Source organism: Rhodoferax sp. (genome assembly GCF_044236835.1).
Lineage (GTDB): Bacteria > Pseudomonadota > Gammaproteobacteria > Burkholderiales > Burkholderiaceae_C > Allorhodoferax.
Genome location: NZ_JBIIGC010000026.1, coordinates 1 through 26487 on the forward strand (window position 1 = coordinate 1; position 26487 = coordinate 26487).

Sequence of the window (26487 nt, forward strand, 5' to 3'; positions counted from 1 at the left end):
CTGGTTGGGTGCTGCGCCGGTGTAGAACACGTTCTTGGACAGCTCTTCACCCTCGTATTGCACAGGGTAGAACAAGAGGCCGTTCATTTCCTCGACCACGGGCAACACCGACTTGCGCGACACCGATGTCCAGCAACCAAAAATCACGGCCACCTTGTCTTGGCCCAAGAGCTGCTTGGTCTTCTCGGCAAACAGCGGCCAGTTGGAAGCCGGGTCCACCACCACGGGTTCGAGCTTCTTGCCCATGACGCCGCCTTTGGCATTGATCTCGTCGATCGCCATCAGCACCGTGTCTTTGAGCACCGTCTCAGAAATGGCCATGGTGCCCGAGAGGCTGTGCAGAATGCCGACCTTGATGGTGTCAGCGGCAAAGGCTGGCACCGAGGCCAGTGTGGTCAGGGCGACGGCGGCGGTAAGTGCCTTCAGGGTAAATCGGCGTGCTGAAACAGGTTGCATGTGGGCTTCTCCAAATGAGGGGTTCGCAAAACGCGGAAAGAGAGTTTTCGCTGCTGAAGCACCCCAAACAGATGGCCCAACAGACAGCTGCATCCTAGGTAGGCAGTGGGCAAATCGGAATACGCCGAGTGGCGTATGCCCCTCGGGCATGGGCGACGCGACGCCCTGCTGGTGTCTGGGGACTTAAGCCACGTGCGCCGCAAACACGGCGCGGGTGGCCTCGTCTGCGGCAAACACATGTTCCACCCGCAGCGACGCCAAGGTGATGTCTTGCGGCGTACCAAAGGTAGAGAACATGCTGAACACCGACAAGGCACCGTGCTCTGTGGCAAAGCATGTAGTCAGCACCGGTGCCAGGTGCCGCGGCATGCTGGCCAGGGGCCGCTTGCCCACACCTTGCTGGAACTGCGCCGCCAATAACTCAACCCGCTCAGCCAGCGCGGGTACGACCATCGCGTCATCGCGCAAGTGGGCCAGCAGCGCAGGGCCCACCTCCTCCAGGTTGGTGATGTGGCGCGCCATGCCCTCGGGGTGCAGCATGGCATCGAGCATGTTGATGGGCTGGTCCATTGGCAGCTGCCGGGTCCAAGGCATCAAGGTATGGGCCAGCCAGCGTGCGCCCCGGTTCATTTGCAGCACGTTCCATGCAGCGTCCATCACCATCGCAGGCAGCGGGTCGTGCGCCGCCAGCAGGCGACCCAGCGCTTCACGTGCCGGCGCCAACACCGCATCCGATAAGCCACTGTCGCGGTACACCGGTGCATAACCCGCCTGCTGCAACGCGGCGTTGCGCAGCGCCAGCGGCGCTTGCAGTGCTTGCAACCAGGCCACCAGAAGCTGGCGGCTGGGTTGTGCGCGTCCGCTCTCCACAAAACTCACATGCCGCTGCGAAACGCCCACACGCAGGGCCAACTCCAGCTGGCTGATGCGCCGGACTTTGCGCGCGGCTTGCAGGGTGTCGCGAAGGTGGGTGCTGGCCGTTTCCATGACGCAATTGCACCACAGCGCGCAGCCTGCGCAATTACCTGCGACGTAATTGCGCAGCTGCGAAGCGCTGTGCAAACTCACCGCACTTTGAAAGGAAACGTATGAATAAATCGCTTTTGCTGGTGGTGCTGATCGCCTTTGGCGCACAGACCGCCTTTGCGCTCTACCAAGTCGGTAGCGTGCAGGAGTTGCTGCTGGTGCACCTGCGCCACGCTGCGGGCTGGCAGATCTTTTTGGACCTGGTCATCACCATGGTGTTGCTCTTGGTCTTCATCCAGCGCGACGCCGAAGCCACCGGGCGGCGCTTCTGGCCTTGGGCGGTGCTGTCGCTGCTGGTAGGTTCGTTTGGCCCGCTGCTGTACTTTCTGCTGGCGAAGGAGAAAGCATGAGCCCTGTGATGAACGAATGGCTGATCCGCCTGGGATTTGCGGTGGCCGGGCTGATCCACCTGATTCCACTGGTAGGCCTGTTGGGCCGGTCAGCGCTGGAGCGCGGCTATGGCGTCGACCTCGGGCAGGGCAACGACCTGACCATTCTGATGCAGCACCGCGCCCTGCTCTTTGGCTTGCTTGCTGCAGCTTGCTTTGCAGCCGTGTTGCATCCAAGCTGGCGCACGGCAGTGGGCACTGCTGCGCTGGTGAGCATGCTGGGCTTCGTGCTGATCGCCGCACTGCAAACGCACGGCGCACCGATTGCGAAAGTGATGTGGGTCGATCTGGGTGCAGCGGTGCTTTTGGGCCTTTGCATGCTGTTGCATGCCAAGACAGGCCAGTCGGATTGAGGGAGCACCAATGGTCGCATCCAAGGTTCTGAACCAGCTGATGCTGGCGCTGCTTTTCACCCACGAACTCGATGCCATGACGCACTCAGAATGGCGTTTGCTCTATGTGCTTCGCAGCTTGGACGACGCACAAGGACGCTGGTGGTTTGTCGCGCTGCACCTGCCGATGTTCTGGGCGCTGATCGCGCTTACCCATCATGCCCACGCCCGCGTGCAAGGCGCCAGCCGAGTCGGCCTTGCGGTGTTTTGCATCGTCCATGCGCTCTTGCATTGGCGCTTGGCGAGCGACCCGCTATCGAGCTTTCAATCGACGCTGTCCTGGAGCTTGATATCAGGCGCCTGCGCGCTCGGTGTGTTGTACCTTGGGCTGGCGTTCCGAGCTGCCACGTTACCAGCGTCACCGACAACCCCAACCCAGCCGATGGTTTGAGCGTACGTGCGCCATAACCTCGCACACGGCTTTCGTTGCGTTGATGTTCTGCACTATCCTGTGCCCTATGAAAGCCACTACATTTTCTTTTTTGGGCGCTTGCCTCCTATCGGTCAGCAGTGCCGCCGTTGGCGCCACGGTGCAGCAACTGCAAGTACAAGCAGACGGCCGCACATGGACCTACCACCTGCATGTACCGTCTAAAGCCACTCCATCGGGTGCACCGCTGGTCGTGGTTTTTCATGGTGCGGGCGGCAACGGACGGGACTACCTCACCAAGAATGGTTGGGCCACCTTAAGCGAGCAGGAAGGATTTGTGGTCGTAGCACCCGACGGCCTTGCGGCCATACCGCGACTGCCAACCAACTTTCGCCTGAACCCTCGCCTTTGGAACAGCGGCCAACTCAACGCCAACTCGCCACGCGGCAAAATCAATGACATCGCTTTTGTGAATGCATTGCTAGACGATGTGGCGCTGCGCACGTCCATCGACACCAAACGGGTCTACGCCACCGGCCATTCCAATGGAGCGGGCATGACGTTCAAAGTCGGCGCGGAGCTCTCCGAGCGTTTTGCCGGACTCGCAACCGTGATGGGTTTAAACAGCAGTGAAGGCGCCCGCCCTACAAAAGCATTGCCCACCTTGATGCTGCTCGGAACGCGCGATCCGCTTAACCCAATTGAAGGCGGCGAGCGCGAACTTCCCTGGGGCAAAGGAACGGTGCCACCCGTGGCACAGGGCATCCAGGCGTGGAAACAAAGTCTGGGCTGCACCGCCGCTGCCGCCAAAGATCGTGACGATGAGCAAGCCACCGTCGAACGTTTCTCCGAGTGCCGCGACGGTGCCACATTCACGGTTTGGTACTTCCAGGGCCAGGGCCACGCGTGGCCCGGCGGGCAGGAGTCGGGCCTGCCTGAATCGGTGATGGGTCCCAACACCACCCGCATCCAGGCCACCCCGTTGATCTGGCAGTTTTTCTCGGGCCTGCCCCGCTAAGTCAAGCCGTATCCGTCGGGTCTGAGGCCCCTCGAAAGGCTTGGCTGACGTTCGATGGCGAGACTCAGCGTGCCCGTTTTTCTTGGTACATGCGCTGATCCGCGCGGATGCACGCCTCGGCCAGCCCCTCGGCGTGCCCACGTACAGCGATACCAAAGGACGCTTTCACCCGCAGTTCAAGGAATGCCGCGCGTGCCCTCGCTAGCAATGCCTCGGCGCCAAGCTGATCACATTCCACGGCCAGCAGGCCGAATTCGTCGCCACCGAGTCGGGCGACCAGGTCCATCCCCCGCGCCGCGCTTCGCAGGGCGTCAGCTGCCCTCACTAACAGTGCGTCGCCGGCCGCGTGGCCCAGTGTGTCGTTGACGCACTTGAGTTCATCAATATCTACCATCAAGACAGCAGCCTGGTGGCCGTACCGGGCGCAACGTTCCTCCTCCTTGGCCAGCATCCGGTCCCACGCCCGGCGGTTGTAGAGCGAGGTCATCGGATCCGTCTGCGCCTCGACTTCGTACTGTTCCGCACGGCGTAATTCGTCACTCGCCCTCAAATCCGACTGAAGAATGGAACTCAGAAGCGCGGCAAGCAGCTCAATCAGACCTTGCTCGCCAACAATGGCCGCAGGTTGTCGCGCAGGGTCGATGGCGCACAGGGTGCCGAACAAATCACCGTTGGCCTTGAGCAGTGGCACGCCAACGTAGGCCTTGATATCGACCTGGCGCCCGATGGGAGCGACCGCGTAAGCGGGTACCGCATCCGAGTCAGGCGCAACCCGAGGTCCGTTACCTTTCACCATTTCCGAGCAAAAAGAGTCCGCCCAGCGAAACACCGTGCCGCGGGTCACGTTGTACCCGTGGTCTTCGCTTTGGAGCACGATCCAGTCCTCGCCCTCCTTGCGCGTGACCATCCACAGCCCAAATCCGAAGCGCTGGTGAAGAAATGCAAGTACCTCGCGCCCAGCAGACGCGAAGTCGTACACCGATAGGTTAACCATCACAACGCGCTTGGCTGGCCCCAGGGCGCACCGGATCACCGCGAGCCACAAGCCGCCTCAGGGTTACTGCGTGAAGGCCTGGACATTCCACTGAGGTACTGCAAGGGCCCGTGGCGCGCAATCAGTACGGCTTGAAGTTCGAGCCACCACCGCGCACCGCCGCGGGCACCAGCGGGCTGGTCAGGCGCGGAGGATTGGCACGGCGCTGGTTGCCGAGTTCATGGCGGTTGCGCGGCACGGGGGCTTCGTCGCCGGTGTTGAAGAAGGCCACGCTTTGCTGCAGCTGCTCGGCCTGGCCGGACAGCTCTTCGCTGGTGGCAGCCAGTTCTTCGGACGCAGAGGCGTTTTGCTGGGTCGCTTTGGAGAGCTGGCCCATGGCGCCACCGATTTGCACCACCGACTCGCTTTGCTCCGCGCTCGATGCCGCAATTTCTTGCACCAGTTCGCTGGTCTTTTGGATGCTGGGCACGATCTCGCTGAGCAGCCGCCCAGCGCGCTCGGCGGTGGACACGCTGCTGCCGGCCAAGTCGCCGATCTCGCGCGCTGCCTCTTGGCTGCGCTCGGCCAGCTTGCGCACTTCAGCCGCCACCACCGCAAAGCCCTTGCCGTGCTCGCCAGCACGAGCGGCCTCAATGGCGGCGTTCAATGCAAGCAGGTTGGTCTGGTAGGCAATGTCATCGACGATGCCGATCTTGGCGGCGATCTGCTTCATCGCGCTGACGGTCTGGCTCACAGCCTCGCCGCCTTCGGTCGCCTCTTTGCTGGCCTTGGTGGCCATGCCGTCGGTCACTTTGGCGTTGTCGCTGTTTTGGCTGACGGACGCGGCCATGGTGTCCATGGATGCGCTGGTTTGTTCCACGCTTGCGGCCTGTTCGCTCGCGGCTTGCGAGAGCGACTGCGCCGTGGCGCTGACCTGGTTGGCCGCACCGGTCAATGCATCGGCTGCAGCGCGCACCTCGCCCAACACGCGGGTGAGGTTTTCTGCGGTGACGTTGGCACTGTCTTTGACCTTGCCGAACAAGCCAGCGTAGTCGCGGTCAATGCGCTTGGTGAGGTCGCCTTCGGCGAACGCCGTGAGCAAGTCGGCCACATCGTTGAGCCCCTGCTCGCTGGTGTGCATGAGCTGGTTCATGCCAGACGACAGGTTGGCGAAAAAGCCGCTCTTGCCTTCCAGGCTGAGGCGCTGCGAGAAGTCGCCCTGGGCTGCGGCGCCCACGGCACCTGCCAGTTCGTTTTCCATACCCACTTCGAGGGTGCGCTCCAACCACTCAATGACGGTGCCCAGGCGGTCGCCCTGCGCGTTAAAGATGGGGTTGATGGTGATTTCAAAGTACAGCTCGCCGACCTGAACTTGGTTCTTGCTCACCGCGCGCAACGCGGCCAAGGCACCGGTCTGGAACGCTGCCACGCCTGAGAACACATCGAGCCCCTTGCCCAGCAGGGTGCGGCTTTCCAGGCGGCCAAAGGACTTGCGCAACTCGGGCTCATTGCGCTCCAGCATGGACTGCATCGCCTCGTTCATGAACAGAACGCTGTTGTTGCCGTCGGCAATCATCACATTGGTGCTGGCCTTGTTGAGCGCATTGACCACCCGCATGTTGCTGATGGCGGCGTCGGCTGCGGCAAGCATCTTGGCGCGAGCATCACGCACCACGTCGGTAACGCGGCGCTTCTGGCCGGGCAGCACTTCGATCTCTTGGCTGAAGTCGCCCTTGGCGTACAACTCGAGCAAGCCCACCAAGCGCAGCATCACCGCGATGTGCGATTGCGCCAGCGAGTTGACCGCCTGCGCCATCTCGCCGTACTTGCCGGGCATGGTGTCGGCCGGCATCGCGTGGTCGATGGCACCGGCGTCGTGCTGGGCCGCCATGTCGTTTTGCGCTTGCTGGAAGCGGCCCAGCACCGTGTGCACCGTGATGAGCGACTTGAGCACCTGCGCGACTTCGTCTTTGGTCGTGGGTGGCTGCGGTGCGTTGCTCAAATCACCCTCGGCCAGTTCGCCCAGATGCTGGCTGATGGCGCCCAAGCCGCGGTTGGTAACCAAGAAGAAGCAGTAGAACAGGTAGGCCGCGAGCAGCACGCCCACCACCAGCACCGCAATACCCAAGTTCAGCTTGGCTTCCAAACCCGCGACGCGCGTATTGAGCAAGCCCTGGAGCTCGGTCACCATGCGGTCGTTGAGTGCGTACTGGCTGGCAAGCGCCTTATTGGCCAAATCCAGATAGGCCGATTGGGTTTCAGGCGCGTAGTCTTTGCCCTCCAATACGGCCTTGCGGGCCATCGCAAAGAAAGCGGCAGTGTTTTCCAGTGCCTCGGCTGAGTTGACTTTGCCCGACAGTTCCGGGTTGTACGCATAGGCTTTGCCCAAACCGTCGCGCATGCTCACAAACTGGAAGTCGGCAATTGGAATCACGCCATTCAACATCTTGTACTGATCGGTGGTGGCTGCACCGCTTTTCATGACGTCCAGCCCTACGCTGCGCAGCTTGCTGGTGCTCTCCAACAAGTCGGGGATACGGAAGAACACCGCGTCCATCACGTAGTAGCTGTCGATGTCCGGGTCCAGCGTCAGGTTCGAGGAATCGGTGACTTGCATCAGCAAGGCGGTCAAGGCCCCAATCGTGGCGCTGTGTGCATCAAACACTTCGGCCGGGGTTTTGCCGCTGTCTATGGCGGCAAAGGCCTTTTGCACTTCGGCATAGCCCTTGGCCGTAGCCAGCTCCGTGCCCAAGCGCTTGTCCACCTCGCCCAAGCGATCCAGCGCAGCGCGGAGTTTGACTTTGGTATCGGCCACGGTCGCCGAAGGAATGCCGCTGGCAGCGGCCGCGCTGGAATCGCGGCGCAGTTGCTGCGTCAGGTCGATGAGCGGGAATATTTCACGGTTGTACTCAACTCCGAGCAATTCTTTGGCTGAGAACTCAATGTCGACTTTTTTGTTGGAGAAGTCTGACCACGAAGTCCACACCAGCGGCGCCATGAACAGCAGACAAATGACCAGCGCTTTCCACGCGAAAACAAGGTTTCCCATGAAGCGCACGCCCGGGGCCCACAAGAAGAAGACTGGGGACTGCGGTGCAGTGCCAACCCCTGTTGCGGATGTTTCGCGTGCGATCTGCTGCGCCTTGGATGTAGCCATGTCCATGAACCTCTTTATGTTGATTGATCGTTTATATCAAATTAAAACGACCCGCCAACCCAAGCAATCAGCCCTCAAACTGCGGCTGGAGCTGGCGAATGCGCCCCATCGCCATACCTGCGGCAGCGGTACGCGTCTCAACCCCAAGTTTCACGTAAACACGCTCCAAATGCTTCTTCACTGTCATGGGGCTGCTGCCAACAATGTCACCAATGTCCTTATTTGTTTTGCCTTTGACCACCCAGTACAGGACCTCGGCTTCTTTGCCGGTGAGCTTGAAGCTCAGCCGCATGGCCTCGATGACGGCGGTGTCCGAGACTTCGCGCATCACGATCAGCCAGTCGCCGCCCGCGTCGGCGTCGCCAATCTGCTGGTGCAAGCGCAAGGTGAGCCGCATCGCACCACGCTCCAACACCAGTTTGGGTGGCTCGCCTGCGCGCTCCAGCCCAGCGAGGCACTGGCGCAGCCACTCAAGTACCGCAACTGGCGTATGGGGTGCCTGAGTGCCGCAGTAGCGCTCCAGTAGTTCGCGTGCCAACGGCGTTTGCCACAGCAAACAACCGTCGGCCACGCGCACCGCGATGGTGGCGTACCCGAACGCGTCGAGCGCGTTGCGCGTCTGGCGCCGCTCGCGCGCGCCGGCCAGGTGCACGCCCATGCGCGCCAGCACCTCCTTGGGCTTGATGGGTTTGGTGACGTAGTCCACACCACCCGACTCCAATGCCGCTACCAGGTACTCGGTCTCGGTCAGGCCCGTCATGAAGATGATCGGAATGTGCGCGGTCTGCGGCTGCGCCTTGAGCTGCCTGGCCACCTCAAAACCGTCCATGCCCGGCATCATCGCGTCGAGCAGCACGATGTCCGGGGCAGCCTGCAGCGCGCGCTGCAAGGCCGCCGCGCCCGAGGTCGCCACCAGCACGGTGTAGCCCGACTCATCCAGCGCATCGTGCAGCATGGCCAGGTTGTCGGGTACGTCGTCCACCACCAGCACCACATCGCTGTTGACCCGGTCCAGCACCTGGTCCAAGCCGGCGCGGTCCAGCAGCAAAGAGGTGGGCTCAATCGGTCGCATCGTCCAATGCCTGTTGCACGCGCGCCGCGACCGCGTCGAATTGGTAGCTCTGGGTGAGTTGCTGCAAAGACGCAGTGAAGCCACCGCACTGCGGATGCTGCCGCTCGATTTGGGCCAGTTGGCTGGCAATGCCGCGTGGGTACCCGAGTTGTACCAAGGACTGCAATACCAAGAGCGCTGCGCGCGGTGGCAGCGGGCCGGTGGCGGCTGCGCTTTCGGTTCGCGTTGGGGCAGCGTGCGTCCACACCAAGCCCAGCTTGCGTTCCAGCCAGTCCAGCAGCTCGCTGTGGCGCACCGGCTTGACGATGAAGTCCTCGGCGGCAATGCCTAAGGTGTTGTCCACGCCGCGCTCAAACGCATTGGCCGACACCATGGCCACATGCGGCGCGTGCGGCCCCATGGCGCGCATGCGGCGCAAAGTTTCCCAGCCGTCGATCCCGGGCATGGCCAAGTCCAGCAGCACCACGTCGGGTCGCAGCGAACCGGCCACCAGGTCCAGCGCGTCGTGGCCACTGGCGGCCACCCGAATCTCAAATCCCAGCGGCTGGAGCAAGTTCGCCAGCACCCCCCGGTCCGCCTCCTCGTTGTCCACCACCAAAATAGTGCGCCGAACACCCTGGTAGCCGCGCCGTGCGGGCTGGGCTGCCGCACTGGCAAGCACTGCGTCCTCGGCGGCGCGATGGATCTCGGGCAAAAACAGCCGCACCCGGAACACCGAACCTACGCCTGGCTCGCTGCTGGCAGTGAGCTCGCCGCCCATGAGGTCGGTCAGCATCTTGGCAATCGTCAAGCCCAACCCCGAGCCACCAGAGGCGCTGGCGCTGCCCGCGCTGTGGTTCATGGCGGAAGCGCTAGCAGGTGCAGCGCTTGCGAGCGCGCTGCTATGCGTCGCGCTGATGGACGTACCTGGCGCGGCAGCCTGGCCGCGGGCGAAGGGCTCGAACACGTGCTCCAGCTCGGGGGCCGACATACCGGGCCCGGTGTCATGCACCTCGATGTGCGCCATCTCACGGGCATAGCGCAAGCGCAAGCGCACCGATCCGCGCTGGGTGAACTTGATGGCGTTGCCCACCAAATTGAAAACGATTTGGCGCAAGCGCTTGTCATCGGCGCGCACCCAATGGGGCACCGTGCCCAGCACCTCGTAGCCAAAGGCCAAGCCCTTTTCGCGTGCCTGCAACTCAAACATGGCTGCGATGTCTTCCATGGCGCGGGCAAACGCCATAGGCTTAGGGTTGAGGGTGAGCTTGCCGGACTCGATCTGAGCCATGTCGAGCGTGCCCTCAATCAGGGACAGCAGGTGCTCGCCACCGCGCTTGATGACCCCGACGGCCTGCTTGCGGTGCTGGGGAATGGAGGCGTCCTCGCCCATCAACTGCGCATAGCCCAGAATGCTGTTGAGCGGGGTGCGCAGCTCGTGGCTGATGGCGCTGATGTAGCGGGTCTTGGCGTGGTTGGCCTGCTCGGCCTGTTGACGGGCCTGCTCTGCCTGCATGCGGGCCTCTTCGGCGAGCTGCTTGGCGTCTTGCAGGGCCTGGTCAGTTTCGCGGTGCAGCGCAATCTCGCGTACCAGTAAGTGGGTCTGCCGGTTGGACTCCTGCTGTGCCACCTGCCGGGATTTGTGCGCCAGCACCAACCACCAAGCCACAATGCCAGAGAGCAGCAACAGCGCCGCAAATGCCTTGGAAAATCCAGATTGCAGCGCGGACTGCAAGGCCTGCGCGCTGGGTCCCGCCTGGGCCAGTGCGGCCAGCTCGTGCCGGTAAAAAATGCCAAACACAGCCGCCAGCACCGGCACGATGGTGGCCATCAATAACAAGAAGTGGCCCAAACCCGTCTCTAGGTAGGGCCACACCGGCTTAGGCATCAGCCAGCGCAGGCTGGCAGACCATTGGCTGGCCAAGCTGGCGTGCGGTTTGCAGGCATCACCGCAGCGGGCGTCCAGGGTACAGCACAGGGAGCAAATCGCGCCTTGGTAAGCTGGGCAATAGGCCATGTCAGGGCTTTCGTAATCGCGTTCGCAAATCACGCAGCGGCGCAACTGCGCGTGGCCCGCACCTGGCTCGAAACCTGGGGAGCTGCGTGCGATGTAGTACTTGCCACGCGTGATCCACGCGATCAAGGGTGCGGCGACCAAGGCAGTGACCATCGCCACCATGGCTGAGAAGGCCTTGGCGGTCGGCCCGAAGAACCCAAGGTAGGCGGCAATCGACAGGGCCGAGGCCAACACCATCGCGCCCACGCCCACCGGGTTGATGTCGTACAGGTGCGCCCGCTTGAACTCAATGCCCTTGGGCGACAAACCCAGCGGCTTGTTGATCACCAGGTCGGCCACCACCGCCATCATCCAGGCGATCGCAATGTTGGAGTACAAGCCCAGCACCTCACCCAGCGCCTGGAAGACATTCATCTCCATCAGCATCAGGGCGATCAGGCAGTTGAACACCACCCACACCACCCGCCCGGGGTGGCTGTGGGTCAGCCGCGAGAAAAAGTTGCTCCAGGCCAGCGAGCCAGCGTAAGCGTTGGTGACGTTGATCTTGATCTGCGAGACCACCACAAACAGCGCGGTCGCAGCGACCGCCCAACCAACCGCAGGAAACAGGTACTCGTAGGCGGCCAAGTACATCTGGTTAGGGTCCACCGCGCGGTCGGTGGGCACGCTGTTGCTGATAGCCAGGTAGGCCAAACAAGCACCGCCCAGCATTTTTGCCACGCCCAGCAGCACCCAGCCGGGGCCGCCCACCAGCACGCCGGCCCACCAGCGCACCCGGTTCTTCGGGGTCTGCTGCGGCATGAAGCGCAAATAGTCCGCCTGCTCGCCCATTTGGGTGATCAGCGCGATGCCCACGGTGAGTGCAGCACCAAACAGGTGCCAATCGAAGACGCCGGCGGCGCCCAATTCACCAGCGTAGTGCGTGATGCCGGAAAACGCTCCCGGGTCTTGCACCCCGACGGCCACATACGGCAGCACCAGCAGCGCCAGCCAGAGGGGCTGCGTCCATATCTGCAACTTGCTGATCACCGACACCCCGTGGGTCACCAAGGGGATCACGACCAAGGTGCAGAGCAAGTAGCCCCAGCTCGGCGGAATGTCCAGCGCCAACTCCAGCGCATAGGCCATGACCGCAGCCTCCAGCGCAAAAAAAATGAAGGTGAAGGACGCATAGATCAGCGAGGTGATGGTCGAGCCCAGGTAACCAAACCCAGCACCGCGGGTGAGCAGATCCATGTCTACGCTGTAACGGGCGGCCACCACGCTGATGGGCCAACCGGCTAAGAAAATCACCAGGCCGGTAACCACAATCGCCCAAAAGGCGTTGACGAAGCCGTACTGCACCAACAGGGTTGCACCCACCGCCTCCAGGATCAGGAAAGAAGCTGCACCGAACGCGGTGTTGGCCACCCGCCACTCCGACCAGCGGCGAAAGCGCTGCGGGGTGAAGCGCAGCGCGTAGTCCTCCATGGTTTCGCTGGCCACCCAGTTGTTGTAGTCGCGCCGAACTTTCACCACCCGCTGCATCGGCGAGGGCTCGGGCCCAGGGGCATCTGCAGAGGTGGACGGATCGTGGGACACCGGCTTTGGGCAGCAGGTTTCGTGCCAAAAAAGGGCATGGGCTTTGCTTGGTAAGCTCCAGCCCATCTCTAACGCCCGAGCTACACGCCATGGAACTGACCCCCCGCGAGAAAGACAAACTGCTGATCTTTACCGCCGCCTTGCTGGCCGAGCGGCGCAAGGCCCGTGGCCTCAAGCTCAACTACCCCGAAGCCGTGGCCCTGATCAGCGCCGCCGTGATGGAAGGCGCACGCGACGGCAAGACCGTCGCGCAACTGATGGGCGAAGGCCGCGCTGTACTGACCCGCGACGATGTGATGGACGGCGTGGCCGAAATGGTTCCCGACATCCAGGTGGAAGCCACCTTCCCCGACGGCACCAAGCTCGTCACCGTGCACCAACCCATTGTGTGAACCACACCACCGCCCGAAAGGAATCTGCCGTGTCCCATTCCCCTTCACCCTCCCACAACGGTGTTCGCCCGCGCATGACGGGCCATGCGCGCTGGATGCTGCTGGGCTTGCTGTGCGCCGCAGGGAGCGTCGCCGCCCACACGGTCCACACAGGCCTTGGCGGAGACAGCACGCCGCACACCCACGCACTTGACAGCCTGCTCCAAGGCATGCTGCACCCCATTACCGGACTGGACCATGTGGCTGCCATGCTGGCAGTGGGCTGCTGGAGTGCGCTGACCGCGCGGCGCGTGTGGGTTGCACCGCTGGCGTTTGCCAATGTGCTACTGGCCGGAGCGTTGTTGGGCATGGCCGGTGTGGCCTTGCCGGCGGTCGAGCCCATGGTGGCCAGCTCCTTGTTGGTGCTGGGCCTGTTGCTAGCGTCGCGCACCCGCATGCAGGGGGCTGCATCTGCGCTGCTGGTTGGTGGCTTTGCGGCATTCCACGGCTGGGCGCACGGCAGCGAGCTCTCGGGTGCGCTCTGGTTCGCGCCGCTTGCGGGCATGGTGCTGGCCACGCTGGCCTTGCATACGCTCGGTGTCGCTCTGGGCCTGGCGCTGCGCGGGCGCAGCCTGTGGTGGAGCCGCATGGCGGGGGCCATGGTGGCGCTGGCGGGTGCTGCCTTGCTGGTGCGCGCCGTATGACGCCGGGCGAAATCATCACCGACGCGGGCGAGCATGTACTCAACGCCGGTCGGCGCACCCTGACCCTCTTGGTCACCAACACGGCAGACCGGCCCATTCAGGTGGGCTCGCACTACCACTTTTGTGAAACCAACGCGGCGCTGGGTTTTGACCGCGATGCAGCGCGCGGCATGCGCCTGAACATCGCCTCGGGCTCGGCAGTGCGCTTCGAGCCCGGCCAACAGCGCACGGTGGAGCTGGTCGACCTGGGCGGCGCGCGCACCGTGTACGGCTTTCGTGGGCTCACGCATGGCCCCCTAGACACCGCAATGCAAGGAAAGACCTAGCCATGGCAACCATCGGACGGCGCGCCTACGCCGAAATTTTTGGACCCACCACCGGCGACCGCGTGCGCTTGGCCGACACCAACCTGCTGATCGAAGTGGAGCACGACTACACCTTGGGGGCAGGCAGCTACGGCGAAGAGGTGAAGTTTGGCGGCGGCAAAACCATTCGCGATGGCATGGCGCAAAGCCAGCGCACCCGCGACGGAAGCGGCACCGGCCCCGAGGCTGGGGGTGCTGTGGACTGCGTGATGACCAACGCGCTGATCGTGGACCACTGGGGCATCGTCAAAGCGGACATCGGCCTCAAGGGCGGGCGCATTGTGGGCATTGGCAAAGCGGGCAACCCGGACACGCAGCCGGGGGTGGACATCATCATTGGACCGGGCACCGAGATCATCAGTTGCGAGGGCAACATCGTCACCGCCGGTGGCATCGACAGCCACATCCATTTCATCTGCCCGCAGCAGATCGAAGAGGCGCTGTGCAGCGGCGTCACCACCATGCTGGGCGGCGGCACCGGCCCGGCCACCGGCACCTTTGCCACCACCTGCACGCCCGGTCCCTGGAACATCGAGCGCATGCTGCAAGCGGCCGACGCCTTCCCGATGAACCTGGGTTTTTTGGGCAAGGGCAACGCCAGCCTGCCAGGTGCCTTGCGCGAGCAGATCCACGCCGGTGTGATTGGCCTCAAGCTGCACGAGGACTGGGGCACCACACCGTCAGCGATCAGCAACTGCCTGGACGTGGCCGACGAGACCGACACCCAGGTGGCCATCCACTCCGACACGCTCAATGAATCCGGCTTCGTGGAAGGCACCATCGCCGCCACCAAGGGCCGCGGCCTGTGCGCCTTCCACACCGAAGGCGCGGGCGGCGGCCACGCGCCCGACATCCTCAAGGTGGTGGGCCAGGACAACTTTTTGCCCAGCTCCACCAACCCCACCATGCCCTACACCGTCAACACGCTCGACGAGCATGTGGACATGCTGATGGTGTGCCACCACCTGGACGCCGGCATTGCCGAAGACCTGGCCTTTGCCGAAAGCCGCATCCGCAAAGAAACCATCGCCGCCGAGGACATCCTGCACGACCTGGGCGCCATCAGCATGATGAGCAGCGACAGTCAGGCCATGGGCCGGGTTGGCGAGGTCATCATCCGCACCTGGCAAACGGCGGACAAGATGAAGCTGCAACGCGGCTGGCTCAGCCCTTCGACAGGCTCAGGGCGAACGGAGTTGAGCGCTGCAGGCGCGGGGTTCAGCACTGCAGGCGCGGGGTTCAGCACTGCTGGCGCAGGGTTCAGCACTGCTGGCGCGGGGTTCAGCACTGCAGGCGCAGGGTTCAGCACTGCTGGCGCGGGGTTCAGCGCTGCAGGCGCGGGGTTCAGCGCTGCTGGCGCGGGGTTCGGTGCTGCGGGGATAGGTTCCGTTCGGGCTGAGCCTGTCGAAGCCCTGCAGCGCAATGACAATTTTCGGGTCAAGCGCTATATCGCCAAGTACACCATCAACCCCGCGATAGCCCATGGCATCAGCCACGAGGTGGGCAGCATTGAGGTGGGCAAGTGGGCTGATCTGGTGGTCTTCAAACCCGCGTTCTTCGGCACCAAGCCTGCACTGATTTTGAAAGGCGGCTTCATCGCCCACGCCGCCATGGGCGACCCCAACGCCTCCATTCCCACACCGCAGCCGGTGCACTACCGACCCATGTTTGGCAGCTTTGGAGGCGCACTGCACCGCAGCAGCCTCACCTTTGTGTCACAAGCCGGATTGAACGCCGGTATCCAAGAGCGCTTCGGCTTGGCTAAGCAGTTGGTGGCAGTGAAAAACATCCGCGCTGTGCGCAAGCAGCACATGGTGCTCAACAGCTATTTGCCCGCCATGGAGATCGACCCGCAAACCTACCGCGTGCGCGCCGATGGCCAGTTGCTGACCTGCGAGCCTGCGATGCGCCTGCCGATGGCGCAGCGGTACTTTTTGTTCTGATCTCCAAGCGCCTTACTGTGGACATTCGCATCGACGATTTGCAGGGCGCACAGATTGCAGCCTTGCTGCAAGCGCACCTGGATGCCATGCGCCAGCATTCGCCGCCCGAAAGCGTGCACGCGCTCGACCTGAACGCGTTGCGCCAGCCAGGCATCACCTTTTGGACCGCCTGGGACGGCTCTGACCTGATGGGTTGTGGCGCGCTCAAGTCGCTGACAGCAGACCACGGGGAGCTCAAGTCCATGCGCACAGCGGCTGCTCATCTGCGCAAAGGCGTAGGGCGCGCCATGCTCAGGCATATTGAGTTGGCAGCGCGCGCGCAAGGCATCAGGAGAATCAGTTTGGAAACCGGTGCGCATGCGCCATTCCACGCTGCCCAGCAGCTCTATGCCAATGAGGGCTATCTGGTGTGCGGCCCATTTGCAGACTATGTGCTAGACCCGTTTAGCGTGTTCATGACCAAACCCCTGGGTTAGAGGTATCAAAGTGCAAGGTGCCATCGAATCCACGGGGCCAACATGGCCTCTTGCCTGTCTCTTGCGGCGGGCCGCAGCATGGTGGGCACGATGACACGCACTGCGTTACCACTTTGCGTGGGTTTGGGCGTGGTCCTGGCCGGATTTCTCAAGTTATAAGGTTTCCTTCGTGAACCGCCCGCCGCACTCCAGGCCACCTTCCACGGTTCCCAACACGCAAATGCCCTCCCCCATGCTCCAAATCTCGAAATGCATTCCCCAAGGCCGTGGACTGGCACCGGTGCTGCTGCGGCGCGCCGCCACTGTGGAGCTTGACTGGGACGTACGCCAGAAAAGCCGCTTTGACGCCACCGACTCCACAGGTCGGCACTTTGGCGTGTTCCTGCCCCGCGGCACGGTGGTGCGCGGGGGCGACGTGTTGGTGGCCGAAGACGGCTCCTTGATCGTTGTCCACGCCGCGCCGCAAGCTGTGCTGCGCATCACCCACTGCATGCAGCACGGCACGCCGTTTGACTTGACGCGCGCGGCCTACCACCTGGGCAACCGCCATGTGCCGATCGAACTCCAACCCGACCACCTGAAGATCGAACCCGACCATGTGTTGGCCGATATGCTGCGCGCGATGCACCTGATCGTGCAAGCCATGGATGCGCCCTTCGAGCCTGAAAGCGGCGCCTATGCGGCGGGCACGCACGGCCATTCGCACAGCCACGGCCACGGCGACCACCACGACCATCCGCACTGAGCCATGCCCGGACGCGACACCACCCTCATGCAGCTGATGTGGCTGGCCTCGCCGGCTCTGCCGGTGGGTGGTTTTTCGTATTCAGAGGTGCTCGAAGCTGCCGTGGACAGCGGCCATGTCACCGATGTGCAGGACGCCAGCGCCTGGTTGCAAGACCAGTTGCACCTGGGCCTGGCGCGTGGCGATCTGGCCGTGGTGGCGCAGGCGGTGACCGCTTGGAACGCCGACGATGGCAACCGCATTCGCGTCCTCAACGACTGGGTGTTGCACACCCGCGAAACCAGCGAGCTGCGCGCGCAGACCGAGCAAATGGGCCGCTCTTTGCTGGAGTGGCTGCGCAACCACACCACCGTGTCTGCGTCCCAGCTACAAAGCTTGGCGGCGCTACCGCCCACCTACCCCGTTGCGTTTGCGCTGGCCGCCAGCGCCACCGGCGCCGAGCTACGCGACTGCTTGACCACCTACGCCTTTGGCTGGGCCGAGAACATGGCACAGGCCGCCATCAAATCGGTGCCGCTGGGCCAAAGCGCGGGCCAGCGCATCCTCTCCAGCCTAGCGGCAGAAATTCCTGCGGCGGTAGACCACGCCTTGGCCAGCACCGACGCCACGCGCCAGACCTATACCCCCATGCTGGCGATTTTGAGCAGCCAGCACGAGGTGCAGTACTCGCGGCTGTTTCGCTCTTGAAGCCGTTCACAACACGCCCGCTTGCAGCGCCCAGTTTTCTTTCCCTATGAGGCTCCCACGATGTCGAACTTGCACCACATTGCCCACCGCACCAAAACCCTGCCACCGCTGCGCGTGGGCATCGGCGGCCCGGTGGGCTCCGGCAAAACCACCTTGCTCGAAATGCTCTGCAAAGCCATGCGCGACCAGTACGACCTGGTGGCCATCACCAACGACATCTACACCAAGGAAGACCAGCGCCTGCTCACCGTCAGCGGCGCGCTGCCAGCCGAGCGCATCATGGGCGTGGAAACCGGAGGCTGCCCGCACACTGCCATCCGCGAGGATGCGTCCATCAACCTCGAAGCGATCGACCGCATGCTGGTGGAATTTCCCAATGCCGACGTGGTCTTCATCGAAAGCGGTGGTGACAACCTGGCCGCGACCTTCAGCCCCGAACTCAGCGACCTCACCATCTACGTGATTGACGTAGCCGCCGGCGAAAAAATCCCCCGCAAAGGCGGCCCCGGCATCACCAAAAGCGACCTCTTTGTGATCAACAAAACCGACCTGGCACCCCACGTGGGCGCCGATTTAGCGGTGATGGAGGCTGACACGGTGCGCATGCGCACCACCGCCAAAGGGCTCAAGCCGTTTGTGATGACCAATCTAAAGACGCTCTCGGGCTTGAAAGAGGTGGTGGCCTTCATCCAAACCAAGGGCATGCTGGCTGCCTGACCCAGGCGGCTTGACCCGGGTGGCTTCAAGGGCCGGGCTTGCTTCCCAGCAGCTCGATGCCCTCGTGCTCTGCCACCATCTCCAGCGCTCGCTCGAATAGCGCTCGGGCGGAGCCCGAAATAGAGGACAGGTAGGCGTGCAGGTGGGCGTCTTCGGAGTTTTTGTTCAGGCACTCCTGGCTGTACTCCTCGAAGCTGGCGAGCTGGGAAATGATTTCGGCCACGTGGCGCGGGCATTCGCACAGCACATTGGTCGAGATACCAGCGACCCGCGAGAGGGTGGCGTCCGAGTACTTGCGCTGTGGAATGAGCGAACCTTGGTCGGCACCGCGCACCGACTGCGCCGCATCGATCAGCAGCACCGAGCTGATCAAATCCGACAGCTCAAAGTCTGAAATCGGCTCGCGCCGCACGATCATGCCGGTGCGCCGCATGGCCTCCAGCACCGGCTCTTGCGCGTAGTTGTAGAGCACGATGGCCTGCTGCACCCGGTGCTGCGCCACCAACTGCGCAATCTGCGCCCGGGTCGTGTCCTGCAGGGTGCTGACCTTGATGAGCAGCATCTGCGGCTGCTCGGCCAGCACGGCGGCGCGGGCGGCTGCGATGTCAAAAAACACGTCCGTCACCCGGATGGTGTTGCTCATGAAACGCAGGGTGAACTTGTGCGACTCGATGCGGCTGGCCAGCCCCAAGCCCACCACCGCCATGCGCACCGTGTTGGCCGCCAAGCGTGCGTGGGTGCTTTGCAGCGAGGACACCTGCACCCTTTGCAGCAACTGCTGCAACGCAGCCAGGTCCAGCGCGGCAATGCTGCCAATCGCCTGCCCTTCGCCGGAGAGGCGCTTGAGCAAGGTGGCCTTGAGCACGTCGGCCTCGTGGTACAGGCGGTGCTTGCCCTCGGACTTGTCGGGCACGAAAGCGCCATAGCGCGTCTCCCACACCCGCAGCGTGGTCACCGGCACCCCGGCGAGTTTGGCGACCGCGCCAATGCGGTAGCGCAGGGGGGCGTTGGCTTTTTCATCACGCATGGGCAGACTTTCTTTGAGATGAATAGATATTGAATAGATTAAAAACAGTTTTTCGTGTTGATTAATCGTTTTTAGTCGTTACATTCTACGCACTTAGTTCACAAAGGAGCCAGTGATGGTCTCAAAAAAAGCACTGCACGCTTTGAACGCCACGGTCTACATCGCCCGCAACGCACACCAGCGCTGCGTGCCCACACAGGAAATCTCTAGTGCGCTGGGGGTGTCCGTCTCGTACCTGGAGGGCATGCTGAAAACCCTCAAAGACCACGGCGTGCTGCACTCCTTCCGTGGGCCCGGTGGCGGCTACCAAATCGGTGCGGCGCTGGCAGACATGTCGGTCTGGGACGTGGCGCGCATCTTCGATCCCCAGGCCCAAGCGCCTCGCGCCACCCCAGGCCCAGTGCCAGCGCGCGCGGTAGCCTTTGAGACCCAGTTGGCCGAACTGTCCCAAGCGCTGCTGCACGCCAACCCGTCGCTGGGGCGCGTGGCGCGGGTGCCGGGTGCGGTGTCCATCGCACCCAAGGCGGCCGGTGGCTTCAAGTTCAAGCCTTTAGCACCTCCGTTGGTGCCGATGTGCGCCAACTCGGTGTTTCAGCTATCAGCCTTTGTGCAGGGGGCCAGCCGGGCCTAACGCGGGGGCCTGCATGGTGCAGCGGCGCGCACGCAGCGGTCAAAGCGGCAATGCCCGCGCCACGCCGCCCCGACCGGCGTATCGGCTGAGCGCATCCAACGCCTCCAGTTGCACGGACGCTGCGCGGCCCGCATAGACGTTGTGCTTGAGCCAATCGCACTCGGCGCGCAGCGCCTCGTCGTCCCGCAAAGCGATGCCCCACACCCGCTGATCGGCATTCCAGCGGTAGCCACGGGCCTTGAGTGCGTCCTTGGCGTCAAAGGGCGCTTGCGTGGCTTGTAGACGGTAGCTCGGTGCCGCCGCAGAGCGCAGCAGGTGCGCCAGCGCAGTGTGCAGCGTGGCCTGCGCCGCGCCGCTTGGGTCGGCCACCGCTGGATCCGTCAAGGGCGCAGCCAGCACGGCCAAGAGCGCATGGCAATCCATCTCGGCGCGGTGGGCGTCGTAGAACCAGCCCAGCGCCTGCGCCAAGCTCTCTAACTTGGCAGAGCTGCGGCCTTGCTGCTTCCAGTCGATCTCGGCAAAACTGCAGCTCCAGCGCAGATCGGCAAACTGGGGCAAACGCTTCTCCACAAAGGGCCGGTCGAACGCGGCGTTGTGGGCAATCACGCAGTCCACACCGTCGAGCAACTCGGCGATGCGGGTCTCGTCCAGGCGCTGGCCGCGCACATCGGCATCGCGGATGCCGGTCAGCGCCACCACCTCTTTGGGAATGGGTTTGCCCGGGTCCTCCAGGCCGTCGTACACCTGCACTGGTCCCACCGGCAGGCCGTCGGACAGGTCCACCTGCACCCGCAGCAGCGCCAGTTCAATGACACGCTCGCGCTGTGCGTCCAGGCCGGTGGTTTCGGTGTCCAGCACCAGCACGGTGGCGGTGGCACCTCCGCGCGCAGGCCCCCAGTCCACGCGGGGTTGCAAGCGCCGCAGCACGCGGTAGTCGGGGTGGGCCTCCAGCGTCTGCGCCAAGGGCTCCAGGTCGCCGTCCAACCTGGCTGGTGCCCGGGTGGCGAGCGGCGCTGCTGTGGACTGGAGCGTGGCTTTGGCTGCGCGGCGCTTGGGGGGCGCAACAGGGGCAGGCAGTTCGGGAAACAGATCGAGGGCCAGCGGTTCTTGGGACAAAAAGCACCTCGCAGCGGGTGGGTTGCAAATGTCAGACGCTGGATTATTGCCTCTATCATCCCCCCGAACTCGCCCAACGAACACGCCCACCGGCGCACCCGCCGTCAGCACCAGCCACCCCGCGCACCACCGCTCCTTCCCACAACCGATTGCGGCACACCAAACCACCCTCTATGGCCCGTCCATTCCAAGGCATGCGCATCCTGAGCCTGGCATTGAACCTGCCCGGCCCCGCCGCGCTGATGCGCTGCCGCTCCTTGGGCGCGCGCTGCACCAAGCTGGAAGCTCCGGCACGCGCTGGCATGTCCAGCGACCCGATGGCCAGCTACAGCCCGCAGGCCTACACGGCCATGCACCAGGGCATTCGCACCGTCACCGCCGACCTCAAAACCGACGCTGGCCAAGCGGTGTTGCACCGCGAACTGCAGCGCACAGACCTGCTGCTCACCTCCTTTCGGCCCTCGGCACTCAAAAAGCTCGGCTTGCAGTGGCGCAGCTTGCATGCGCGCTACCCACGGCTTGCGGTGGTGCAAATTGTGGGTGCAACCGGTGTGCATGCCGAGGCTCCGGGCCACGACCTGACCTACATGGCCGAAAGCGGTTTGGTGCCCGGGTTGGACTTGCCCGCCAGCCTCTACGCCGACATGGGCGGTGCACTGCTGACCAGCGAGGCGGTGTTGCAGGCGCGGCTGTTGCAATTGCAAAGCGGCCAGGGTGTGCGCCTGGAGGTGGCGTTATCTAACGCCGCCCGCTACTTGGCGTTGCCACGCGATTGGGGCCTGACGCAGCCCAGCGGCACGGTGGGCGGCGCCCACGCGGGTTACCGCGTCTACCCCTGCAAAGACGGTCGTGTAGCGCTGGCCGCCCTGGAGCCGCATTTTGTGGCGGCACTGTGCCAGCAACTGGGCGTGCCAGCGGCAGACGCAGCCACCATGCAAACCGACACCATGCACGCGGCGGTGGCACGCTGGATGTCGGCCCACACCTGCCAGCAGCTCGAAACCCTCAGCGCGCGCCACGACATTCCCCTGTGCACCATGGGGCTGTAGAAGTCGCTACCCTTGGCGGCTTTTACCAGCCTAGCCGATACGAATTCCCATGGACTCCGTTACACAAATTCTCTTAGGTGCCTCGGTCAGCGTGGCCGTCATGGGGCGGCGCACTGCGCTGTGGAAATCTGCCCTGTGGGGCGGCGTTGCCGGCCTGTTGCCCGACCTCGATGTGCTGATCGACCATGGCGACCCGGTCCTCAACATGGTGCGCCACCGGGCTGAGAGCCACGCGCCTGTATTGCTGGCGCTGTTTGCCATCCCGATGGCGTGGGCAGTCAGCAAAATCCACGATGAGCAGCGCCAGTTTGGCCGATGGTGGTGGGCGCTGATGCTGGCCTTGGTCACCCACCCGCTCTTGGACTTGATGACTATCTACGGCACCCAGGTGCTGCAGCCCTTTACCGACGAGGCCTACGGCCTGGGCAGCATCTTCATCATCGACCCGGTCTACACCCTGCCCTTGTTGTTCGCTGTGGTGGTGGCCCTGCGCAGCAAGGCGGTAGACCGCGCGCTGTCCATCAACCGCTGGGCATTGGCATTCAGCACCGCCTACCTGGCCTGGAGCGCACTCGGCCAAGCTTGGGTAACGCACCACGCGCGCGAATCGCTGCAGGCCCAAGGCCTGCCCAGCGCGCAGCTGCTCGTGACGCCCGCGCCGTTTACCACGCTGCTGTGGCGCGTTGTCGCCCTGGACGGCGAGCGCTACCACGAAGGCTTCTACGCCCTGCTCGACGGCAAGCGGGCCGTGCGCTTTGTGGCCTACCCACGCGGTGCAGACTTGGCCCAGCAACACGCTGACCACCCCCAAATGCAGCGGCTATCGCGCTTTACCGACGGGTTTTTCAAGGTGCGGCGCGACGGTGACAACCTGGTGGTAACCGACTTGCGCATGGGGCAAGAGCCCGCCTATGTGTTTAGCTTCAACATCGGAGCGCCCCTGCTGGCGGGGCGGGCCCACTGGCCGGCCGAGCAACTGGGGCAACGCATGGACATGGGCGCGGGCCTGCGCTGGCTGGGCCAGCGCATGCTGGGGCGCGACGTGGCGCCGCCGGGCTTGTAGGGCAGCGGGACTCCATGCAGCGGATACGATGAGCAAATACTTACCACTTCAACCGGGTCAGCCAGCGCCTTGGTTTCGCCAACGCTGCACGAGCAACCCGGATTACCAGTTCCACACGGTCGCTGGACGTTACATCGTGCTGTGTTTCTTTGGAAGCGCGCGTGATGCGCCAGGTCAGCGCGCACTGCAGTTCGTAGACCAGTACCGATCCTGGTTTGATGACGCGCGCATGGCGTTCTTTGGTATCAGCGGCGATCCACAAGACGAAGCCATCGGGCGGGCGAAAGAGTCGCTACCGGGGGTGCGTCACATCTGGGACTTTGATGGAACCGCCAGCCGCCTGTATGGATCACTGCCAGCCGACGGCCCCGACAAAACGGCGTTCAAGCGCCAATGGGTGGTCCTCGATCCGGGCCTGCATGTGCTGGCAGTCTTTCCTTTTTTGGAGGATGGCAGTGACTGCGCCGCGCTGGCGCGCTTCCTTGAGCAACTTCCACCGGTCGCAAGCTACGCCGGACTGGAAATGCATGCGCCGGTACTCATCGTGCCCAACCTTTTGGAGCCCGCGCTGTGCAAACGCTTGATCGCGGTGTACGAAGCAGACGGCGGTGCGTCGTCTGGCGTCATGCGCGATATCAATGGCAAGACCACACTGGTCATCGATGCAGCACACAAGCGGCGGTCCGATGTCACCATCCACGATGAGCGGCTGATGGCCTTACTGCAAGCGCGTGTGAAGCAAAAGCTGGTGCCACTGGTACACCGAGCCACCTGCTTCGAAGTGACGCGCATGGAGCGCTACATCGTTGCGTGTTACGACAGCAAGGACAGCGGTCATTTTCGCCCCCACCGAGACAACACCACGCCCGGCACTGCCCACCGCCGCTTCGCCTTGTCAGTGAATTTGAACGATGCCTTCGAAGGTGGAACGCTGAGTTTTCCCGAGTACGGCCCAAAAGCTTACAAAATGCCTGCGGGCACAGGTGTGGTTTTCTCGTGTTCTCTGCTGCACCAAGTAGCACCTGTGACTCGGGGGCAGCGCTACGCCTTTCTGCCCTTCCTCTACGACGATGCAGCGGCCACCTTACGTGAGAAAAACAATCGCTTTTTGGACAAGGACTTGGACGCTTACAAGGCCTGACAACCCAGCGTTTTACACAAAGTTTGCGCGCTTTGTGAAGTACCTGCTGCGCCGGTTGGCCCGTGGCGGTTGGCAGTGCGGTGAAGCACCGACAATCCGGATCGGAGAATGAATTGAACACACAGCGGCTTACAACCCGACCAACCTATGAGCAAGCACAACGTTTCGCGCCACCCAGTTGCGGTCGCACTCACCATCGGCTTGCACAGCCTTAGCGCTGGCGCGCAACCGTCGAACCCTGAAACCGACATCCCGCCCAACCCCGCGCTGACTTGGTCGCTCACGGACGAAACGTGGCAACTGCCTGCCAACGAAAGCATGGGCATGGTCGGTGGGCGCGTGTTGATGGACGTTAGCCCGCATTGGAAAATGGGTGTCGCCTCCTACGGCGCGATGCGCGGCAACCGTGGGGGCTTTATCACCCTGGGAGCCGAGGCACAAACCCACTGGAGTTTGGGTGATCATCAGACCTTGGTAGGCAACCTCTTTGTCGGAGGCGGTGGGGGGCGTGATGGACGCAGCCTGGCCGGTGGTGGCCTCATGGTTCGCACCAGCTTAGGTCTGGAGCAACACCTGGGCGCGGGTCACCACATCGGTATTGGCATGAGCCACGTCAGTTTTCCTGAAGGCCGTATCCGCAGCACCCAGCCGTATTTGTCGTATTCCTATGAATTCCCCAGCCTGCTGTGGGGCGGCTGGCCCAACTTGCCCACGGGTGGCACACCAGACCTCAGCAACACCTTGCCCGGCCGCAACCAGGAGTTTGCAGTTGTCGCCTACGACTACCGCTTGGCCTCGGATGCGATGCAAGACAACGGCACCCAAGCCCAACACCCCCGCATGCAGTTGCTGGGAGCGCAATGGCTTAGTTACTTCGATAAGCACTGGTTCTTCAAAATCGACGGCGCAGGCGCGCTGGGCGGCGAAAGTGCGGGCTACATGCAAATCCTGCTGGGTGGCGGCTACCGTGTTCCCCTGTCCGCGCGTCAGTCGCTCAAGCTGCATGCAACTGCCGGCCCCGCGGGCGGCGGCGCGACTGATACCGGTGGCGGCCTGCTGACCGACGTAGGCATTGGATGGCAGATGCGCCTGCGCGCCCACCAATCGCTGGAACTGTCCGTGTCCGACGTGCGCGCCCCGGGCCGCAGCTTTGTGGGGCGCAACCTGGGCATCAAACTCGTGCACCACCTGCAACAGCCTGACACCAACGGTCAGGCCCTGAGCGCGGCGATGCTCTCCGGGCTCGATGTTGAGCGCCTGCGCATGCGCCTGGTACAACAAAGCTACCAAGGTGCCAGCCCCGACTGGCGCTGCTGCTACGCCGACCTGCCAGTCCACAACCTCGGACTGCAGCTGGACTACATGTTGGGCCCCACCGAAAAGGCGCGCCAATGGTTCCTCACCGGCCAGGGCATCGCCGCTTACAAAGGTGAAGCCGGTGCCTACATGACCGGCCTGGTAGGCGCCGGACTGCGCCAAAAACTGGCCCCGCGCTGGAGCGCCGAAGTGGAAGCCCTGATCGGCGCAGCCGGCGGCGGCGGCCTGCGCGTGGGTGGCGGCCTGGTGGCCCAAACCAACATCGGACTGGGCTACCAGCTCACACCCCAGGTCGGCCTGCTGGTCACCGCCGGGCGGATGGAAGCGTTGCACGGCGACTTCAAGGCCAACGTGCTGGGGGCTAGCGCGGTGTACCACTTCAGTACGGTGACGCGTCGCTGACGCTCTGGCACGCGGCACGCCACCATGCAGCAAGTAACAATCGGCAGGTAAATCGACCAGCACGTTTTTGTGGCCCGCGATGTGCTTGGGGGTTCCCTTGAAGATGGACTAACCGCCCAATGAAAAAGCCCCGAAGCTGAGACAGCGCGGGGCTTGTAAAGACTGACTGGGATTGATTCTGGCGGAGCAGGCGGGATTCGAACCCGCGGTGGGTTTAACCCCACGCACGCTTTCCAGGCGTGTGACTTAAACCGCTCATCCACCGCTCCGAAGCCGCAGATTCTAACCTCATAAAAAGCCGCC

The 26487-nt window shown here is 63.4% G+C and carries 24 protein-coding genes, 1 tRNA gene and 1 pseudogene; 17 read left to right on the forward strand and 9 right to left on the reverse strand.

Annotation, left to right across the window (positions count from 1 at the left end):
- Together ACILRC_RS14085 and ACILRC_RS14090 are read right to left on the reverse strand one after the other, a co-directional pair.
- The coding region (locus ACILRC_RS14085) for a transporter substrate-binding protein (protein WP_395670011.1) at nt 1-456 on the reverse strand (456 nt) is incomplete at its 3' end.
- A gap of 183 nt (nt 457-639) precedes the next feature.
- Nucleotides 640-1443: a helix-turn-helix domain-containing protein gene (locus tag ACILRC_RS14090; protein WP_395670012.1), complete on the reverse strand. Its 804-nt coding sequence runs from the start codon at nt 1441-1443 to the stop codon at nt 640-642.
- Between the two features lie 101 nt (nt 1444-1544).
- Between ACILRC_RS14090 and ACILRC_RS14095 the strand changes: the two genes are divergently transcribed.
- The 4 genes from ACILRC_RS14095 to ACILRC_RS14110 all read left to right on the forward strand — a co-directional run bounded on the left by ACILRC_RS14095 (nt 1545) and on the right by ACILRC_RS14110 (nt 3651).
- Nucleotides 1545-1832 carry a DUF2834 domain-containing protein gene (locus ACILRC_RS14095; RefSeq protein WP_395670013.1) on the forward strand — a complete coding sequence of 96 codons (288 nt, stop codon included), beginning with the start codon at nt 1545-1547 and terminating at the stop codon, nt 1830-1832.
- Nucleotides 1829-2224, forward strand: coding sequence for a hypothetical protein (locus ACILRC_RS14100; RefSeq protein ID WP_395670014.1), 396 nt, complete (start codon nt 1829-1831; stop codon nt 2222-2224). The genes ACILRC_RS14095 and ACILRC_RS14100 overlap by 4 nt, the downstream gene beginning before the upstream one ends.
- A 10-nt stretch (nt 2225-2234) precedes the next feature.
- Complete coding sequence (locus tag ACILRC_RS14105) at nt 2235-2654, forward strand: DUF6713 family protein (RefSeq protein ID WP_395670015.1); 420 nt, start codon at nt 2235-2237, stop codon at nt 2652-2654.
- A 67-nt stretch (nt 2655-2721) separates the two neighbouring features.
- Nucleotides 2722-3651 (forward strand): alpha/beta hydrolase family esterase, encoded by a 930-nt coding sequence (locus ACILRC_RS14110; protein ID WP_395670016.1) that lies wholly within the window; start codon nt 2722-2724, stop codon nt 3649-3651.
- A 64-nt stretch (nt 3652-3715) separates the two neighbouring features.
- On the opposite strand, the gene ACILRC_RS14115 is transcribed toward ACILRC_RS14110, so the two are convergent.
- From ACILRC_RS14115 to ACILRC_RS14130, 4 genes are all read right to left on the reverse strand, one after another.
- Entirely contained in the window at nt 3716-4645 is a 930-nt protein-coding gene (locus tag ACILRC_RS14115) for a diguanylate cyclase (RefSeq protein WP_395670017.1), read from the reverse strand.
- A gap of 121 nt (nt 4646-4766) precedes the next feature.
- Nucleotides 4767-7673: a methyl-accepting chemotaxis protein gene (locus ACILRC_RS14120; protein ID WP_395670018.1), complete on the reverse strand. Its 2907-nt coding sequence runs from the start codon at nt 7671-7673 to the stop codon at nt 4767-4769.
- A gap of 175 nt (nt 7674-7848) precedes the next feature.
- Entirely contained in the window at nt 7849-8853 is a 1005-nt protein-coding gene (locus ACILRC_RS14125; protein ID WP_395670019.1) for a response regulator, read from the reverse strand.
- Entirely contained in the window at nt 8840-12496 is a 3657-nt protein-coding gene (locus tag ACILRC_RS14130) for an ATP-binding protein (RefSeq protein ID WP_395670020.1), read from the reverse strand. Before ACILRC_RS14130 ends, ACILRC_RS14125 begins: the two co-directional genes overlap by 14 nt.
- 23 nt (nt 12497-12519) lie before the next feature.
- On the opposite strand from ACILRC_RS14130, the gene ACILRC_RS14135 reads away from it, so the two are divergent.
- From ACILRC_RS14135 to ureG, 8 genes and pseudogenes are all read left to right on the forward strand, one after another.
- Nucleotides 12520-12822, forward strand: a complete 303-nt coding sequence (locus tag ACILRC_RS14135) for an urease subunit gamma (RefSeq protein WP_395670021.1) — start codon at nt 12520-12522, stop codon at nt 12820-12822.
- A 74-nt stretch (nt 12823-12896) separates the two neighbouring features.
- Nucleotides 12897-13505 carry a HupE/UreJ family protein gene (locus tag ACILRC_RS14140; protein ID WP_395670034.1) on the forward strand — a complete coding sequence of 203 codons (609 nt, stop codon included), beginning with the start codon at nt 12897-12899 and terminating at the stop codon, nt 13503-13505.
- Nucleotides 13502-13831: an urease subunit beta gene (locus tag ACILRC_RS14145; protein WP_395670022.1), complete on the forward strand. Its 330-nt coding sequence runs from the start codon at nt 13502-13504 to the stop codon at nt 13829-13831. Before ACILRC_RS14140 ends, ACILRC_RS14145 begins: the two co-directional genes overlap by 4 nt.
- A 2-nt stretch (nt 13832-13833) precedes the next feature.
- Nucleotides 13834-15813, forward strand: coding sequence for an urease subunit alpha (locus tag ACILRC_RS14150; protein ID WP_395670023.1), 1980 nt, complete (start codon nt 13834-13836; stop codon nt 15811-15813).
- A 17-nt stretch (nt 15814-15830) separates the two neighbouring features.
- Nucleotides 15831-16289, forward strand: a complete 459-nt coding sequence (locus tag ACILRC_RS14155; RefSeq protein ID WP_395670024.1) for a GNAT family N-acetyltransferase — start codon at nt 15831-15833, stop codon at nt 16287-16289.
- 232 nt (nt 16290-16521) lie between these two features.
- Nucleotides 16522-17031: pseudogene (ureE, locus tag ACILRC_RS14160) on the forward strand (urease accessory protein UreE); the annotation flags it as partial.
- A gap of 6 nt (nt 17032-17037) precedes the next feature.
- Complete coding sequence (locus tag ACILRC_RS14165) at nt 17038-17721, forward strand: urease accessory protein UreF (protein ID WP_395670025.1); 684 nt, start codon at nt 17038-17040, stop codon at nt 17719-17721.
- Between the two features lie 60 nt (nt 17722-17781).
- Nucleotides 17782-18438 carry an urease accessory protein UreG gene (gene ureG, locus ACILRC_RS14170; protein WP_395670026.1) on the forward strand — a complete coding sequence of 219 codons (657 nt, stop codon included), beginning with the start codon at nt 17782-17784 and terminating at the stop codon, nt 18436-18438.
- 25 nt (nt 18439-18463) lie between these two features.
- Here ureG and ACILRC_RS14175 read toward each other — a convergent pair whose 3' ends face one another.
- Complete coding sequence (locus tag ACILRC_RS14175; protein ID WP_395670027.1) at nt 18464-19465, reverse strand: MerR family transcriptional regulator; 1002 nt, start codon at nt 19463-19465, stop codon at nt 18464-18466.
- Nucleotides 19466-19580: 115 nt separating this feature from the next.
- Here ACILRC_RS14175 and ACILRC_RS14180 point away from each other — a divergent pair, with 115 nt between their 5' ends.
- The gene (locus tag ACILRC_RS14180) at nt 19581-20096 is read left to right on the forward strand and encodes an Rrf2 family transcriptional regulator (protein ID WP_395670028.1); all 516 of its coding nucleotides are present in this window, start codon (nt 19581-19583) and stop codon (nt 20094-20096) included.
- Between the two features lie 39 nt (nt 20097-20135).
- Here the strand turns inward: ACILRC_RS14180 and ACILRC_RS14185 are convergent, their stop codons facing one another.
- A complete protein-coding gene (locus tag ACILRC_RS14185) occupies nt 20136-21212 on the reverse strand; it encodes a 3'-5' exonuclease (RefSeq protein ID WP_395670029.1) in 1077 nt (358 codons plus the stop codon).
- Nucleotides 21213-21385: 173 nt separating this feature from the next.
- On the opposite strand from ACILRC_RS14185, the gene ACILRC_RS14190 reads away from it, so the two are divergent.
- The 4 genes from ACILRC_RS14190 to ACILRC_RS14205 all read left to right on the forward strand — a co-directional run bounded on the left by ACILRC_RS14190 (nt 21386) and on the right by ACILRC_RS14205 (nt 26184).
- Nucleotides 21386-22261 carry a CoA transferase gene (locus tag ACILRC_RS14190; RefSeq protein WP_395670030.1) on the forward strand — a complete coding sequence of 292 codons (876 nt, stop codon included), beginning with the start codon at nt 21386-21388 and terminating at the stop codon, nt 22259-22261.
- Between the two features lie 49 nt (nt 22262-22310).
- Nucleotides 22311-23324 carry a metal-dependent hydrolase gene (locus tag ACILRC_RS14195; protein ID WP_395670031.1) on the forward strand — a complete coding sequence of 338 codons (1014 nt, stop codon included), beginning with the start codon at nt 22311-22313 and terminating at the stop codon, nt 23322-23324.
- A gap of 28 nt (nt 23325-23352) precedes the next feature.
- A complete protein-coding gene (locus tag ACILRC_RS14200; RefSeq protein ID WP_395670032.1) occupies nt 23353-24465 on the forward strand; it encodes a 2OG-Fe(II) oxygenase in 1113 nt (370 codons plus the stop codon).
- Between the two features lie 147 nt (nt 24466-24612).
- Nucleotides 24613-26184 carry a hypothetical protein gene (locus ACILRC_RS14205; protein ID WP_395670033.1) on the forward strand — a complete coding sequence of 524 codons (1572 nt, stop codon included), beginning with the start codon at nt 24613-24615 and terminating at the stop codon, nt 26182-26184.
- 179 nt (nt 26185-26363) lie between these two features.
- On the opposite strand, the gene ACILRC_RS14210 is transcribed toward ACILRC_RS14205, so the two are convergent.
- A tRNA-Ser gene (locus tag ACILRC_RS14210) sits at nt 26364-26453 on the reverse strand.
- Between the last annotated feature and the right edge of the window lie 34 nt (nt 26454-26487).